The sequence below is a fragment of the Clostridioides sp. ES-S-0010-02 genome, assembly GCA_020641055.1.
GTDB lineage: Bacteria > Bacillota > Clostridia > Peptostreptococcales > Peptostreptococcaceae > Clostridioides.
Genome location: CP067345.1, coordinates 3,282,813 through 3,301,201, shown reverse-complemented (window position 1 = coordinate 3,301,201; position 18,389 = coordinate 3,282,813). Strand labels below are relative to the sequence as shown.

Genomic DNA, 18,389 nt, shown 5'->3' with positions numbered 1-18,389 from the left:
ATATTATTGAAAGAAATATCAGTTAATATATGATGAGTTTAGCTTATATACTGTTGAAAGAATGCCAAATTAATATATAATAAATAGTTATTAAAAAATAAAGTTAAGAGAGAAGTGATATGATTGAATGATAAATTAAAATATTTTTCTTATAGTCAAAATTCAATTAACACATATAAGTCGTGCCCACTAAAATTTAAATATAAGTATATTGATAAAATAAATTGGAAAAATGATGATATAGGTAGTAGAGAATATTATGATAGTTTAAAAACTGGAAGAGACTTTCATTTAATTTGTGAAAGATACTTTAGTAATATACCACTTGGAATCTATTTTAATGAAGATGATAAAAATAGTAAAAGATTTTCAAAATGGATTGAGAATATAAAAAAAATTGTTCCTATCGAAAAAGAAAAAATGTATTTACCAGAATATGAAGTAAGGATGAATTTAAATGGGGACATATTACAAGCAAAGTATGATTTAATTGTAGTTGGAAAAGGCAATATAGAGATATGGGACTGGAAAACTGAGTCTAAAAAGATTAACTATAAAAATGTGGAAAGTAGGATTCAAACAATAGTTTATATGTTTTTGGCAAAAGAAGTTATACCAAAAGTTTTAAAAATAGAAGTAAATGTTAAAGATATAAGTATGAAATATTACCAACCTGAATTTGATGATTTGCCAATTAATATCTCATATGATGAAGAAAAACATGAAGCAAATAGAAATAAGATTCAAAACTATATAAACATGATAAAAAGTACTAATTATGAAGAACATACATACGAACACAATCTATACAATGATATAGAAAAGGTATATAATAAAGAAGAACGTATGTGCTATAGAAATAAAAGTCATTGTAAGTATTGTGAGTTTAATAAATTATGCAATGACAAAGAAATAGATTATAGTATTTTGGAGGCGGAAATTTATGGGACTTAGGTTTATATTAGGTAGATGTGGAAGTGGAAAATCTACATATATATTAGATGAAATTAAAAAAGAATCTCAAAAAAATGAAATGACATCTGTTATACTTTTAGTTCCAGAACAGTATACATTTGAAGCTGAAAATAGAGTAAGCAAACTATTTTTAGGAAGAGAAAAGGACAAGTACTTAAGAGTTAGAGTGCTTAGTTTTAAAACACTGAGTAACATAGTTTTTTCTCAAACAGGAGGATTAACAGATGTAAATATAAATTCTAGTGGAAAAGCAATGATGGTGTATCGAGCGATAGAAGATGTAAGTGAAGAGTTAAATGTATTTTCAAAATCAAAGTCGCAATCTGGTTTTGTAAGTTCAATTACAGATATGATATCAGAAATGAAACAGTACAATATAAGTCCTGAAATGTTAGAAAATATATCTGGAGAATTAGAAAATGAGACATTAAGTTTAAAGTTAAAAGATATAAGTAAGATATATAATTCTTTTGAAGGAAAATTACATGAAAATTATATAGATGCTCAAGATATGTTGACTTCATTATCAGGCAAAATAGAATTGAGTAACTATTTAGAAGGAGCTTATGTTTATATAGATGAGTTTACAGGTTTTACACCAAATCAATACAATGTTATAAAAAGTATATTAAATAAAGCTAAAGATGTTAATATATCTTTGACTGTAGATAATGTTAATTATATTGGATATAGCAAAGCAGATGTATTTTCTAGAACTAAGTTTACTTATTCAAAATTAACTCAATTATGTAATGAAGAAGGAATAAAAATATTACCACAAGTAAATTTAAATACAGGCACTATAAAAAGATTTGAAGGAATTCAAGAGTTACAACATTTAGAAAAGTTTTATAATGCTTATCCATATAAAACATATATAAATCCAACTAAAAATATAAAAATAAAAGAATTTAATAATCTATATTCAGAGGTAGAAGAAATAGCTAAAGAAATTGTACATTTGGTTAGAGACAAAAATGTTAGATATAGAGATATAACTCTTGCTACAAGAGACTTAAATAGATATGATTTTTTGGTACATTCTATATTTAATGAGTATAACATACCTAACTTTATAGATAAAAAGAGAGAAGCAAAAAGTAATCCAATAGTTATATTAATTATTTCGGCTCTAGAAATGAAAAACAGACGATATGGATATGAAACTATGTTTAGGTATTTAAAGAGTGGTCTTATAGGAATTGATAATGATGATATAAATTTACTAGAAAATTATGTACTAGCCAATGGGATTAAAGGTAAGAAATGGTTTGATGAAAAGTGGGATTATAGAATAACACAAAGTCTTACTAATGAAGAAAGTGAATTTGAGGTAGAATTAAAAGATAAAATAAATAAAATAAAAAATAGAGTATTAGAGCCAATAATAAATTTACAAGAAAAATTAAAGGGAAAAAACAGAGTAAAAGAAATTTGCAAGTATATATATGAGTTTTTACTAGATATAAATATGCCAGAAACTATAGAGAGTTTAATAGTAAATTTTAAGGATAAAGGAGAACTCGATGTTGCTAATCAGTATTCACAAGTTTGGGATATAGTAGTAGATGTTTTAGACCAAATGGTGGAACTTATGGGTGAAGAAATAATATCCTTAGAAAAATTTATAAAATTAATAACTCTTGGTTTTGATGAGTATGAGTTAGGGCTAGTTCCTCCTAGTATAGACCAAGTACTTGTAAGTAGTGTGGACAGAATGAAAAATCCAAATACAAAATACTTATACTTAATAGGAACTACAGATGGTGTATTTCCTTTAATTACAAAAGATAGTGGAATATTAAGTGATAATGATAGGGAGAGTCTTGGAAATAAAGGTATTGAAGTTGACATAGATAGTAAAACTAGAAGTTTTGAAGAACAATTTTTAGTATATAAAGCCCTTACTTCAACATCTGAAAATCTAATTATAACATATCCTATATCTGACCATGAGGGTAAGACACTTAGACCTTCAATAATTATATCAAGATTGAAGAAAATATTCCCAAATGTAGAAAATAAAAGTTATTTGATAGAAGAAGATAAAAGAACTAATGAAGATATACTTAAAAAAATAACTGTAAAATCACCTACATTTAACGAGCTTATAAGTGTAATAAAAAACTACGATAGTGATGAGTATAGCAAAGAAGAAATGAATAGTATCTGGTTAGATATATATAGATACTATCTAAAGGATGAACTATATAGTTCTATAACAAAAAAAGTTATAAAAGGTCTTAGTTATACCAATCAAGTTCATAGGATTGAAGAGAAAAAAATAAGGTCATTATATAAAAGTAATTCTCTTAGTGTGTCTAGGCTTGAAAAATATGCAGAGTGTCCATTTGCTTATTTTATACAATATGGCCTTAAAGCCAGAAAGCGTAAAGAGTATTCATTTACACCACCAGATTTAGGAACCTTTGTTCATAATATTTTAGATAGATTTTCAAAAGAACTATCACAAGATAATTTATTGTGGAAAGATATTGATGAAGAATATATAGAATTAAAGGTAGGTATTATAGTTGATGAAATAATCTCAAAGATACCAGGATATATATTAAATAGTTCTGAAAGATATAAATATCTTGCGTATAGATTGAAGAATATGCTTACAACAGCTATAAATATAATTAGCCAACAGATAAAACAAGGTTCATTTGAACCTGTAGATTATGAAGTTAAATTTGGTAAAGACGGTAAATACCCTCCTATAAAAATAGTTTTGAATAATGGAGAAGAAGTAAATTTAATCGGTCAAATAGATAGAGTAGATGAGTTTGAAGAAGGTGAAAACAAATATATAAGAATAGTAGATTATAAATCAGGTAATAAAGCTATAAGTTTAACAGAGATATACTATGGCCTACAATTACAATTACTTGTATATCTTGATGCAATCCTTGAAAGTGTAAAAGAAGAAGAAGATATAAATTTAAATCCAGCAGCAATATTATATTGTAGAATAAATAACCCAATAGCAAAGTTTAATGAAGATAAAGATGACGCTGAAATTCAAGAAGCAATATTAAAAGAGCTTAGAATGAAAGGGCTTGTGGTAAAAGATTCTCATATAATAAAAGAGATGGATAAGTCATTGATAGATGGAAAAAGAAAAAATTCATTAGTAATACCAGTAGGTCTTACAAAGGATGGAAATGTAGGTAAAAGCACATCTACAGTAAGTTATGAAGATTTTAGGTTACTTAGAAAATATGTAAAACATTCGATAAAGGATTTATGTGAAGAAATGTTGAGTGGTGAAATAAAGATATCTCCATATAAACATAAAGAGGGAACATCATGTGATTTTTGTGATTATTCAGCTATATGTCAATTTGATTCAACTATGAAAGATAATAAATATAAAATTTTAAATAATAAGAGTAATGAAGAGATAATAAAAATGATGGAAGGAGATGTTGATTGATGAGTTCTCCTAAATGGACAAAAGAGCAAACAGAAGTTATAGAAAGTAGAGACTGTAACTTACTTGTTGCAGCTGCTGCTGGGTCGGGAAAAACAGCAGTACTGGTTGAACGTATAATTCAAATGATAACAAGTAGAGAAAATCCAATTGATATAGATAAATTATTAGTAGTTACATTTACTAATGCGGCTGCATCAGAAATGAGAGAGAGAATAGGTGATGCTATAGGAAAAGCATTAGATGAAAATCCAGAAAATAAACATTTACAAAATCAACTTGTCTTATTAAATAAGTCAAGTATTACAACAATACACTCATTTTGTTTAGATGTTATAAAATCAAACTTCCATAGAATAAACCTAGACCCTAATTTTAGAATAGGAGACCAAACTGAATGCGCTATTTTGAAACAAGAGGCAATAGAAGAAGTATTTGAAAAATTATATGAAGAAAGAGAAGAGGGTTTTTTAAATTTAGTTGAAAGTTATGCAGAAAGAGGCGGAGATAAAGAGGTTCAGGATATTATTTTAGGAATATATTCATTTGCAATGGCTTCTCCTGAGCCTAAAAAATGGCTTGTTGATTCAGCAGAGAGATTTAACATTGATGAGGACTTTGATTTTTCAGAATCTATTTGGGCTAGAGCTATATTAGACACTGTAAAAATAGAAATTGATGGAATTTGCTCAAATATGGAAAAGGCCTTAAAAGAAGTTAAGTCAATAGAAGAGCTAGAAACTTTTACAGAGAAGCTTTCGATTGAGTATAAGAGAGTGGTTGATATTTCAGAAGCATGTAATAAATCATGGAATGAGGCACATAAGAAGATGTCAAGTATGTCTTTTGAAAACTATGTAAAAGGTATAAAAAGGATACCAAAAGATGCTCCTTCATATATAAAAGAATCAAAAGAAAAAGCAAAAGCAATAAGAGATAAAATTAAAAAATCTTTAGAAAGTATAATAAATGCTACATTTAATAAAGATAGCGAATCTATTAAAGACGAAATTAAGTATCTTTATAATATAGTTAAACCAATATCCAATATTGTTCTAAGATTTGAAGAAGAATACAGCAATAAAAAAAGTGAAAAAGGAATAATAGATTTTAATGATATAGAGCATTTTGCCTTAAATATACTTACGAATATAGATGAGAATGGAAATATCGTACCTTCTGATATAGCTATGGGGTATAGAGATAATTTCTATGAAATATTTATAGATGAATATCAAGATAGCAATCTTGTACAAGAAGTACTGCTCAAAACTGTAGCAAACATAGATACTCCAAATAGATTTATGGTTGGTGACGTAAAGCAGAGTATCTATAGATTTAGACAAGCAAAACCAGAGTTGTTTTTACAAAAGTACAATAGCTATAAAGATGAAAAAGGAAGTTCTCACAGAAAAATAATGCTTTATAAAAACTTTAGAAGTAGAGAAGAAGTTGTAGACTCTGTAAATTATATATTTGAAAATATAATGAATGAGAATATAGGAGAGATTGAATATACAGAAAAAGAAAGACTTAATTTGGGTGCAGATTTTAAATCAGATTTAGATGAGAACTCTATTGTTGGCGGAGCAACAGAAATACACCTTATACAAAAAAATACTAAACCTAGTAATGATATTATAAATAATAAAGATAATAATGTTAATAATGAAGAAAATGAAGTAGAAGAAGATGAAGAACTAGACAATATACAACTTGAAGCTAGAATGGTTGGAAAGATTATTAAGGATTTAATGAGAGCCAATGAAGATGGAAAGATTCAAAAAGTCTATGATAAAGGAATTGATGCCTATAGACCTGTGGAATTTAAGGATATAGTGATTCTTTTAAGAGCTACATCTGCATGGGCACCTGTGTTTGCAGATGAGTTGATGAATATGGATATACCTACTTATGCTGATGTTGGAGTTGGATATTTTGATACAATTGAAATAAAAACAATACTATCATTACTTCAGATAATAGATAATCCAATGCAAGATATACCACTTATAGCTGTGTTAAAGTCACCTATATTTGGATTTACACCAGAAGATTTAATTGATATTAGAATTCAAAATAAAGATAAAACTTTTTATGAAGTTTTAGAAAGTACATCAGAGTATGATGAATTTACAGAATCACAGAATGAAAATAAGTCGGATTTTGTACCAAGTGAAGAATGTATAAATAAAAGCAAAGACTTTCTGATTAAACTAAAAGAATTCAAAGAAAAATCAATGTACATGAGTACAGATGAATTTATATGGTATTTATATACAAAAACTGGATACTATGCTTATGTTGGAGCATTACCAGGTGGAAGTCAAAGACAAGCCAACTTGAAAGTACTTTTTGAGAGAGCAAAACAATTTGAAGAGACTAGCTTTAAGGGAATATTCAACTTTGTAAATTTTATAGAGAAATTAAAAAAATCTAGCTCTGATATGGGGAGTGCAAAAACACTTGGAGAAAATGCAAATGTTGTTAGAATAATGAGTATCCATAAGAGTAAAGGTCTAGAATTTCCAATAGTTATATGTTCTGCTATGGGAAAAAATTTCAATACTCAAGATTTTAAAAAGAGTATTTTATATCATCATAACTTAGGATATGGACCTCAGTTTGTGGATTATGAGAGACGAATTTCTTTTCCAAGTATAGCTAAAGAAGCACTAAAAAGCAAAATAAATATAGAAAATTTATCAGAAGAGATGAGAGTCTTATATGTTGCATTTACGAGGGCAAAAGAGAAACTGATTATAACAGGCTCTACTAGAAATGTACAAGATAGCATGAAAAAATGGTCCAATGGAATTGAAAATTTAGATACAATATCACAATATGAAATACTAAAAAGTAAGAATTTCTTAGATTGGATAATGCCTTGTGTATTAAAACATAAAGATTTATCTAATTTATTGGAAGATATGGGATTAGATGTACCATTTAATGTTGAACATAATTCAAAATGGTATGGAAAGTTATGGAATAAGGATGATATTTTAATACAAAAGAAAAATGATGAAGAAAAAGAAAGTATTGAAAAAATTCTTGAAAAAATAGATGTAGATGAGCCTGATAGCGATTATTATGCTGAAATAGAAGAAAAGTTAGACTATATATATCCATATGAATTTAGTACAAAAAAACCTGCTAGTATATCAGTTACAGAAATAAAAAAGATACAAAATAATTATGAAGAAGAGTTGATAAATACTATATTCGAACAAAAAATAACCTTAAAAAAACCTCTATTTATTCAAAATGATGAAGAAAAAGAAAAAATAAATGGAGCAGAAAGAGGTACAATAATTCACTTAGTTATGGAAGTTTTAGATTTAAAGAAGGTAAACAACATAAGTGATATAAAGATGCAAATAAAAAGTTTTATTTCAAAGGGTATAATAACAGAAAAGCAAGCTAGTATAGTAAATCCTTATAAAATATATAAATTTTTTACATCTAATATAGGAAAAAGGATGTTAAATGCTGAACTTATAAATAGAGAAAAGTCAATTTATGCACAAGTAAATATGAAAGATATATATCTTTATGAAGAATTGATAAAAAATGATGATAAGAAAATTTATGACAAAGAAAGTGTCATGTTAAGAGGTATAGTTGATGCTTATTTTGAAGAAGATAATCAGATAGTTTTAGTAGATTATAAAACAGATTTTGTAAATGAAGAAAATATAAATCAGATAATAGAGAAATATAAGAGACAATTAGATTTATATGCAGATGTTATTGAAACTTTAACTGGAAAATCAGTAAAAGAAAAATGTATATATTTATTTGGAATTGATGAGGCTGTTTGTTATTAATTATTTTGATATAAATTAGACATAAATATAAATGGGGAGGGAAAAAATGAGATTCATTCATACATCAGATTGGCATTTAGGGAAATACCTAGAAGGCCACTCTAGAATTGAAGAGCAGGCAAAATTTTGTGAGGACTTCATACAAATAGTAGAATCAAATGAAGTTGATATGGTAATAATTGCTGGTGATATATATGATAATTCTAATCCACCAGCTCAAGCAGAAAAACTGTTTTATAGAACTGTTTCAAGACTTGCTAATAATGGACAAAGATGTGTAATAATAATTTCTGGGAATCATGATAATCCAGAGAGACTTTCTGCAATAACACCTTTAGCACATGAACAGGGTATACTTATATTTGGTTATCCATCAAGTTCTACAGAAAGAGCTAAGTATGAAAAGTTTGAAATAATAGAGGCTGTACAAGGATGCACAACACTAAATATAAATGGAGAAAGTATTGTAATTGCTACATTACCTTATCCAAGTGAAAAAAGATTAAATGAGGTTTTTTCAAGTGAAGATGATTTGGAAAAGCAAAAGACTTACTCTGAAAAAGTAGGTGATATATTTAGAAGTTTAGGAGAAAATTTTAGAAGCGATACTATAAATATAGCAGTATCACATATATTTGTAATAGGTGGAGAGAGTACAGAATCAGAGAGACCAATACAACTAGGGGGAAGCTTTCTGGTTGAAAAAAAAGACTTACCAGAAAAAGCTCAATATACTGCATTAGGACATTTGCACAAACAACAAAAAGCTTCTGAACGTTTAAATGCATATTATTCTGGTTCTCCGCTTCAATACAGCAAAGATGAAAGAGCATATACTAAAGGTGCGTATATAGTGGATATAAAAGCAGGAGAAAAACCAAATATCGAGGAAATTTATTTTAATAATTACAAGCCAATAGAAGTATTTAAATGTAATGGTATAGATGAAGCTTTAGATATATGTGAGAAAAATCAAGGTAGAGATATTTGGTCATACTTTGAAATAAATACTGATGAGATAATATCTCAAAGTGAAATTAAAAAAATGAAAGAATTATTAAAAGACATAATAGAGATAAAACCGATAATAACATCTTGTTATGAACAAGAAAGTGTAGATATAAAAGAAAAGTCTATGGCAGAATTATTCAAAGAATTTTATTCCTTTAGTAGAGGAGTAGAACCAAAAGGAGAACTTATGGATTTATTTCTAGATATAATAAGTGAAGAAGGTGAATCAACAGATGAGACCAATTAGATTAGAACTGACTGGACTTAATAGTTATATTGATAAACAAGTTATAGACTTTGAAAAGCTAATTGAAAGAGGTTTGTTTGGAATATTTGGGACTACTGGAAGTGGGAAATCTACAATTTTAGATGCCATAACCATTGCTATGTATGGAAATATATCTAGAAATACAAAAGAATATATAAACAGTGTATGTGACAAAGCAATTATATCATATGAATTTGAGATAGGAAGCAAAAATACAAGAAGAAGATACATTGTAGATAGAACTATTGTAAGAAGTAAAACAGGAACAAAAACTTCTGGCGCTAGATTAGTAGAGGTGTTAAATGATAATACAAAAAATGTTTTGGCTGATAAAGTTGTTGAAGTAAATGAAAAAGTGGCTCAAGTTGTAGGACTAACATCAAACGATTTTACGAGGTCAGTAGTTTTACCACAAGACAAATTCAATGAGTTTTTGAGATTATCACGTGCAGATAGAAGAGACATGTTAGAGAGAATTTTCAATCTTGAAAAGTATGGAAGAAGTCTTGGAGATAAGGTAAAAAAGAGAAAAAATTTACATTTGCAAAAGTTAAAAGACTTGAAATCAAAATTAAGTCAATACGATGGAATTACGGAAGAAGTGTATAATAATATCAATCAAGAACTAATAGAGTTAAAAAAACTAGAAAAAGATAAAAATAAAACTTTAGATTTAGCTCAAAAATCTTATGAAGAGAGTAAAGTAATATATGAGGAACAATTGAAACTAGAGAAAAATGAGCTTAGAAAAAATGAACTTAATCTAAAAAGCAATGAGATAAAAGAAAAAACTAATCTTGTAGAAAATGATAATAATGCAAGAAGAGTGGACCCATATATAGGCACAGTTCAAAATTTAGAAAAAAGAATAAAAGAGGACAGTTTCACAGTAGATAATTTAGATAAAAAATTAGTAATTTTAAATCAAGAACTTGAAGTTACAAAGCATAGATATGAAAAAATAAGTCGAATTAAAAATGAAGAAGTTCCTAAGTTAAGTGAGGAAAAAATAAAGTTACAACAAGCAATAAAACTAGAAGAAGAATTAGTTTTACTAGATAAGGAATTAAAAGAATTAAAAGAAAATGGCCTTGATTTAAGTAAAAACAAAATGGAGTTAGAAAAACTAAAAAAAGATTCTGAATCTAGAAAAGAAGCAGTTATTAAGTCTGTAAAAGAAGTTGAAGGAAAAATAGATAAAGTAAATATAAGTGCAGAATTAAAACAAAAAATATTTTTAGCATATGAATATGAGAAAGATTATAATAAAGTACTAGAAGAGAAAACTCAAAAAATAAATAAGCTAGGAGAAATATCTAAGGATACAGAAGATATAAATTTAAAAGTTAGATATATTGATAGAGATAAAAATGATATCAACCATAACCTAGAAAGTTTGTCTCTTCATTTAGATGTTCTTCTTAAGAAATGTCCTGGTAAAAGTGAAGATTTGCTTTTAAAATCTGAATATGTAACTGAATTAAGAAATAAGGCAAATAATACCAAAGAAAATGAAAGTAAGAAAAATAATATACAAGATGAATTAAAGGTAGTTTTAGAAAAGAAATTTAATATTGAGAGAGAGCTAAGTCTAGTAAATGAAAAGCTTGAGAATAATAGAAAAAATAGAGAAGACCTTGAGAAAGAGTTGGAAGAACTGAAATACTTGAATTTGGCTTCTGAACTTAGACGTGAATTAAAAGAAAATGTGCCATGCCCAGTTTGTGGTTCAAAGCACCATGAAAATCATAATATAACTAATTATGATGAAAATATAGTTTTTGTCAAAGACAAATTGGATAAATTGGAAAAAGAAAAAGTAAGCATAAGACACAATATTGAAGAATTAAATTCTAAAGTAAGTGGTTATGTGTCTGTAGAAAAAATGAAAACTAAAGAATTGGAAGATGTAAAAGGAAAGCTTGGGGAAATTCCATCAAGTCAATTATTTAAAAGACTTGATGATGAACAAAGAAAATTAGCTGTACTTAAGTCTAATATTCAAGAGTGGGAAAAAGAGAAGGAAAGCACCGAAAATAAAATAACATTGGCAAAAGAAGAAAAAAATAGAATTGAAAAAGAAGAATTAAAGATAAATGAAAGTCTGAATAACTATAAGAAATTAATAAAAGACTTAAATATCGAAATTGAAAACCTGGAACATAAATGTAAGAAATTAAAACAAGAGTATTTAGGATTAAAAACAATTACTAAAGTCTCAAATCTATCATCAAAAGTAGAAGAAATAAGAGAAAATGAAAAAAAATTAGAATTATTAAATACTGGATACTCAAACTTATTAAAAAACAGAGATTTATTAGATATTAAAATAAGAGAACAAGAAAGTAAGTTACATGAAATAGAATTAGAGTTAATAAAAGCTAGAGAGTTATATGTAGAAAAAAAAGTGAATAGAGACAGTAAGTATAAAGAAGTAATTAACATAACAAAAGGTGATTTAGCTGAAAATCTTTTACATAGTGTTGAAGAACGTATATGCAAGATACTAGAACAAGAAGAGTCTAGTAAAGTAAAGCTAGAAGAACAAAGGTCAGAATATGAAAAAAATCTTGCTGAAAAGCACAATATAGATGGAAGACTTAAAACTGCTAAAGAACAATATAAAGAACAAAAAATAATATTAAATAAACTGCTAGCAGAAAATAAGTTTGAAAGTATATACGCAGTAAAAAGAGCGTTATTAGAAAGTGAAGAAGTAAAAAAATTGATTGAAGAAATATTAGAATATGAAGAAGAACAAAAGTTATTATCATTTAAAATAAAATCATCAAAAGAAAAATTAAATGGAAGAATTATTAAAAAAGAATACTTTGAACAATTAAAAGATAATATTTATAATATGAAAGTAGAAATAGGAAATATATCCAAAGACATTGGAGCTAATCAAAATAGGTTGCTAACATTAAAAGATTCTTTAGATAAGATAAATGATTTTAATAAGGAACTTAGATTGGTTGAACATAAAGTAGATTTGTTAGAAGAATTAGATAAATGTATACAAGGAAATAAATTTGTAGAATATGTCTCTACAAATCAACTAAAGTATATAGCTTTAGAAGCATCAAAAAGACTAGAAGGAATAACTAAAGGAAGATATGCACTTGAAATTGACTCAACACTCAATTTTGTAATGAGAGATAATTTTAATGGAGGAGAAAGAAGAAGTATTGATACTCTATCTGGAGGAGAGACATTTTTAACTTCACTATCATTAGCACTTGCTCTTTCATCTCAAATACAATTAAAAGGAAGTGCACCGCTTGAATTCTTCTTCTTAGATGAAGGATTTGGTTCATTGGACAGTGAACTTTTGGAGATTGTTATAGAATCATTGGAAAGATTGCATAGTAATAATCTAAGTGTGGGTATAATAAGTCATGTCGAAGAACTTAAAAATAGGGTTCCTGTTAAGTTATTGGTTTCATCAAGTGAAGCTGGTGTAGGTTCAAAAGTAAAAATTGAATACAGTTAGAAACAATATGTTAATTGAATATATTATCTAACATTTCCAAAAAATATATAATTGTGATATAATTAAAACTAATATTAAATTTATTTATAATTAATGTCAATATAAAAAAACAAGTAAGTAGGAGTGTGGTAAGTGTTGGAATCGCCCAATAGTTTGGTCCAGATTATAATTTTAGTAGTATTACTTATGGGGTCTGCATTTTTCTCAGCATCAGAGACAGCTTTAATGTCTTTAAGTAAAATCAGAATAAGATATATGCAAGATGAAGGAGTCAAAGGAGCTAAGTTAGTAAGTTCATTAATAGAAAGCCCAAATAAACTTTTAAGTTCTATATTAGTTGGAAATAATGTTGTAAATATAGCAGCAACATCCATATCAACGTCACTGTTTATAGGGTTGATGGGAGAAAAAGGAGTAGCAATTGCTACAGCTGTTATGACAGTACTAGTGTTAATATTTGGTGAAATTACTCCAAAGACTATAGCAGCAAGTAACTCAGAAAAGGTTTCTCTTTTGGTATCTAAGCCTATAAGAGTAATTATATTTGTATTAAGACCAGTAGTATGGGTATTTAATATAATTACGAATGTTATATTTAAATTGTTTGGTATAACACATAAAGGAGCCAAGTCATTTATAACTGAAGAGGAATTAAAAACTATGGTAAATGTAAGCCATGAAGAAGGCGTCCTTGAAATGGAAGAAAGAGAAATCATAAATAATGTATTTGAATTTGGAGATATGCAAGCTAAAAATGCAATGATACAGAGAATAGATATGGTAGCTATAGATATGGAAGATAGTTACGATGAAATCATACAAGTATTTAAAGAAGAAAAACTAAGTAGAATGCCTGTATATGAAGAAACTGTAGATGATATTATAGGAATACTTAATATAAAAGATATTATATTTTTATCAGATGAGGAAATAGAGTCATTTGATATTAAAAATTATATGAGAGAACCATTTTTCACATATGAGTTTAAAAAGATAACACAGCTTCTTGAAGAGATGAAACTTGAAAAAAGTCAAATGGCTATAGTCGTAGATGAATATGGTGGGACATCTGGGCTTTTGACTATAGAAGATTTAGTAGAAGTAATTGTTGGTGATATAGAAGATGAATATGATGAAGAAGAAGATGAAATACAAGTTATAAAAGAAGATGAGTATATTGTAGATGGAAGTACTAAAATTGGTGATGTCAATGAACTTATAGGTGTAAACTTAGAATCTGAAGAATTTGATTCTATAGGTGGGTTTATAATTGGACATTTAAGCAGACTGCCAGAAGAAAATGAAGTAATTGAAGTTGATAATATAAGATTTTGTATAGAAAGTATAGAAAAAAACAGAATAAAAAAAATAAGAATATATACATGATGTAATAATGTTCTTAAATTTATTATAAGTGCATTGAATGTAGAATTTAAATTCTATATTTAATGCACTTATTTTTATTTTATATTCAAATAAAACTAGTATTAAATGGACAAAATAGAAATATAAATTAGAAGGAAGGAGATTTTTAAGATGAATATATTAGAAAATGATTTTTTATACAAATTAAAAAATAACACTATCTTTTTTTGTATATACACATTGTTGTTTATTTTTATTTATAAAGCGTTTCCATACATAGCTCCATTTTTTTTAGGTGGAATAATAGCTCTTATGATTAATCCTATATCCCAAAAATTAGAAAATAAGTTTAGCATCAATAAGGGTGTATCTACATTAGTTTTGAGTTTTCTTGCAGTAGCAGTAGTAAGTACAGTTACTACAATAATAGCAATAAATTCAGTGAAAGAATTAATGAGATTCCTAAATAATATATCTGCTAACCCTGAAGATATAAGCAATACAATTATGTATTTTTTAAATAAAGTAAATAACTATATGAAATCATTTCAAGAAATAGCTAACTTTGATATAGAACAATTAGTAAGTAAGTTTAGTAATGAAGTAATGCATATTACAAAAAATCTCCTTACAAGTATAATTGGACTGGCTACTTCTATTCCATATATTATAATATTTATAATTACTTTGTTTATTGCTACATATTTTATAGCAAAAGATTTAGATAAAATTGAAAATAATTTTTATAATATGTTTACTAGTGATGTAAGAAAAAAGGTAAAGAATGTAAAGAAGGAAGCAGGTCTTTCTCTTGTAGGGTATATAAGAGCTTATACAATACTTATGGCTATAACTTTTTTTACTATATGGGGAAGTTTTGCTATATTTGGATTGAAATATGGTCTTATAGTAGCTTTTGTAGGAGCTTTAATGGACTTAATTCCATTTTTAGGAATAATAACAATATACCTTCCAATAATCGTGTACTATTTTCTTATAAAAAATTATTTTATAGCTGTAAGTATGACTATAATATTTTTTGTTTTGTCTCTGATAAGAGAAATACTTGAACCTAAATTAGTATCAGTAAATGTTGGGTTAAATCCATTAGCAACACTGGCTGCAATTTTTATTGGAATTCAGGTAAAGGGAATAATAGGAGTAATTTTTTGTTTGGGTTTGGTATGTATGCATGATATACTTAAGAAGGTGGATATCTTTTAACTATAAATAATTAATATATTTTTGTAGTAAAATTTTATTCACTAATAAATAAAAATTCCATTAATATTGTAAGAAAGAAGGTATATGCATGAAGCAAAAAGTAGTAGAAAGATTTTTAAAGTATGTATCATTTGATACAACATCGAATTCTCAATGTGAAAATTGTCCATCTTCAGAAGGTCAAAGAGTTTTAGCTGAATATATAGTTGAAGAGTTAAAATCAATTGGTATTGATGAAGTAAGTTTAGATGAAAACAGTTATGTAATGGCTACTTTAAAAGGAAATGTTGAAGGTGTAGATACTATAGGGTTTATATCACACTTGGATACAATTGAAGATATAAGTGGAAAAGATATTAAACCAAGAATAATAAAAAATTATGATGGAAAAGATATAGTTTTAAATGAAGAATTAAATGTTGTTACCTATATAAAAGATTCTCCAGAATTAGTAGAATTTAAAGGAGATGATTTAATAGTTACTGATGGAACAACTTTGCTTGGTTCTGATGATAAAGCTGGAATAGCCGAAATAGTAACTGCAATAGAATATTTAATCAATCATCCTGAAATTAAGCATGGAGATATAAAAATAGGATTTACACCTGATGAGGAAATTGGAAGAGGTGCAAATCTATTTGATGTTAAAAAATTTGGAGCAAAATATGCATATACTTTAGACGGAGGAGTAGTTGGAGAACTTGAATGTGAAAACTTCAATGCAGCAAATGCAACTATTACTATACATGGTAGAAACGTTCATCCAGGTTCAGCTAAGAATAAAATGGTCAATGCTATACATATAGCAGCTGAAATATCAGAAATGTTCCCAGCGGATGAAAGACCAGAAACAACAGAAGGTTATGAAGGCTTTTGGCATCTAAATACTATAAATGGAAATGTTGAAACTGTAAGCATGGCTTATATTATTAGAGACCATTGTAGAGAAAAATTTGAACAAAGAAAATCTATATTGATAGAAAATATAGAAAAAATAAATAAGAAATATGATAATAGAGTGGAACTAGACTTAAAAGATTCTTATTATAATATGAAAGAAAAGATTGAGCCAGTTATGTTCATCGTTGATATAGCTAAAGAGGCAATGGAAGAAGTAGGCATAAAGCCACGTTTAGTTCCTGTAAGAGGTGGTACTGATGGTGCAAGACTATCATTTGAAGGACTACCTTGTCCAAATATATTTACAGGAGGATTAAACTTCCATGGTAAAAATGAATGTATTCCAGTTAGTTCTATGGAGAAAGCTACTAAATTAATTATAAGAATAGCTGAAAAATATGCTGAAAGAGTTTAGTTAAAAAGTATTCAAAAATTAAGAGTTTAAAGTTATAATAGCTATATCATTCTTTATGAAATAAATGGATTATAAGTTTGTTTTGTATTTAAGGTGATATAGCTATTTTTATAATTATCTTGATAAAAGGTAATTATATTTACTTTGGGGTATAAATAAGTATTGCAGAGTGTCTATAAGTATTAATATTTTAAATAAGGGGGAATTATATTGAAAATTAAATCTAAAAAAATAATAGTATTTGCACTTGTATTAGGGCTTTTAATGCCTAGCTGTGTATATGCAGATACAACTAGCAAGAATCAAAATTCGCAGGAAAATATGAATAGCTATATTCAAAACAGAAAATCTCCAAAGGGAGAAAAGTTAATTGGGGAAGATAGATTTGATACAGCTATAAAAATATCTCAAAGTGGATGGAATAATGGCTCAGAGAGGGTTTTTCTAGTAAATTCAAATTCATTACCAGATGCACTAGCTTCAACTCCTTTGGCAAGCAAATTGGATGCTCCAATACTACTTACTAATAAAAATAATGTACCAGAAAATGTAGCAGATGAGATAACAAGACTTAATCCTGAAGAAATTATTTTAATTGGAAGTGAAGGAGCAATTTCATCAAATGTAAAAAAATATCTTGAAGATACAGGTGTTTTAGTAAGCAGAATTGGAGGAGCAGATAGAGAAGAAACTTCTTTGCTTCTTACTAAACAATTGGATGATACAGGAGATTTAGGCGTTTCAAAAATAGCAGTAGTTAATGGCTATAATGGTCTAGCAGATGCAACTTCTATATCAAGTCCAGCTGCAAGTGATAATATGGCTATAATATATGCAAGTAAAGATAGTATACGAAGTGAGGCTAAAAGTTTTATAACACAAAATTCAAATGAGACATACATAATAGGTGGAGAATATAATATAAGCAAAAAACTTGAGGGACAACTAGTAAATTCAGAAAGACTAGCTGGAACAGATAGAAAAGACACAAATGCTAAAGTTTTAGAAAAATTTTATGGAAAATTAAGTAAGGTTAGTAATATGTATTTTGCAAAGGATGGAAGTGGTAGAGAAGCTGATTTAGTTGATGGGCTTGCTGCTGGAGTATTGGCAGCAAAAACAAAATCGCCTGTCATTCTTGCAAGTGGAAGTTTAAGTAATGGGCAACAAAGTTTTATAAAGAAAGTAAAAGCAAATAAGTTTGTACAAGTTGGTGGAGGAAAAAATAGTAATCCTTATACAGAAGCATTAGGATTACAGTAGTTTTATCAATTGGCAATATTATATAATAGAGACAAGTAAACTAAGTTATGTTTAATTAGAAGTTTGAATTAATGTATTTGAAATTCTAATTAAGTTGCAAATAGCCTAGTTTACTTGTTTTTGTGCAAATATACACTTTATAATATTGTAGGTTATACAGATGAAGTTATTTAAAACATAATTAGTAGAAATTTTGTGATACTTTACAA

Annotated in this window: 9 protein-coding genes; all 9 read left to right on the top strand. The window is 27.3% G+C overall.

What is annotated here, in order from left to right:
* Positions 1-123 precede the first annotated feature (123 nt).
* A complete protein-coding gene (locus JJC01_15420) occupies positions 124-954 on the top strand; it encodes a PD-(D/E)XK nuclease family protein (GenBank protein ID UDN57552.1) in 831 nt (276 codons plus the stop codon).
* A complete protein-coding gene (gene addB, locus JJC01_15415) occupies positions 944-4,414 on the top strand; it encodes a helicase-exonuclease AddAB subunit AddB (GenBank protein UDN57551.1) in 3,471 nt (1,156 codons plus the stop codon). The genes JJC01_15420 and addB overlap by 11 nt, the downstream gene beginning before the upstream one ends.
* Positions 4,414-8,241, top strand: coding sequence for a helicase-exonuclease AddAB subunit AddA (gene addA / locus JJC01_15410; protein ID UDN57550.1), 3,828 nt, complete (start codon positions 4,414-4,416; stop codon positions 8,239-8,241). The genes addB and addA overlap by 1 nt, the downstream gene beginning before the upstream one ends.
* A 46-nt stretch (positions 8,242-8,287) precedes the next feature.
* Positions 8,288-9,499 (top strand): exonuclease subunit SbcD, encoded by a 1,212-nt coding sequence (sbcD, locus tag JJC01_15405; GenBank protein UDN57549.1) that lies wholly within the window; start codon positions 8,288-8,290, stop codon positions 9,497-9,499.
* Positions 9,486-13,013 carry an AAA family ATPase gene (locus JJC01_15400; protein UDN57548.1) on the top strand — a complete coding sequence of 1,176 codons (3,528 nt, stop codon included), beginning with the start codon at positions 9,486-9,488 and terminating at the stop codon, positions 13,011-13,013. Before sbcD ends, JJC01_15400 begins: the two co-directional genes overlap by 14 nt.
* A gap of 132 nt (positions 13,014-13,145) precedes the next feature.
* Positions 13,146-14,399 (top strand): HlyC/CorC family transporter, encoded by a 1,254-nt coding sequence (locus JJC01_15395; GenBank protein UDN57547.1) that lies wholly within the window; start codon positions 13,146-13,148, stop codon positions 14,397-14,399.
* Between the two features lie 150 nt (positions 14,400-14,549).
* Positions 14,550-15,602, top strand: coding sequence for a sporulation integral membrane protein YtvI (gene ytvI / locus JJC01_15390; protein UDN57546.1), 1,053 nt, complete (start codon positions 14,550-14,552; stop codon positions 15,600-15,602).
* 88 nt (positions 15,603-15,690) lie between these two features.
* Positions 15,691-16,917, top strand: a complete 1,227-nt coding sequence (gene pepT, locus JJC01_15385; GenBank protein ID UDN57545.1) for a peptidase T — start codon at positions 15,691-15,693, stop codon at positions 16,915-16,917.
* Positions 16,918-17,127: 210 nt separating this feature from the next.
* On the top strand, positions 17,128-18,180 hold the full coding sequence (locus JJC01_15380) for a cell wall-binding repeat-containing protein (protein UDN57544.1): 1,053 nt from the start codon (positions 17,128-17,130) through the stop codon (positions 18,178-18,180).
* The last annotated feature ends 209 nt before the right edge of the window (positions 18,181-18,389 follow it).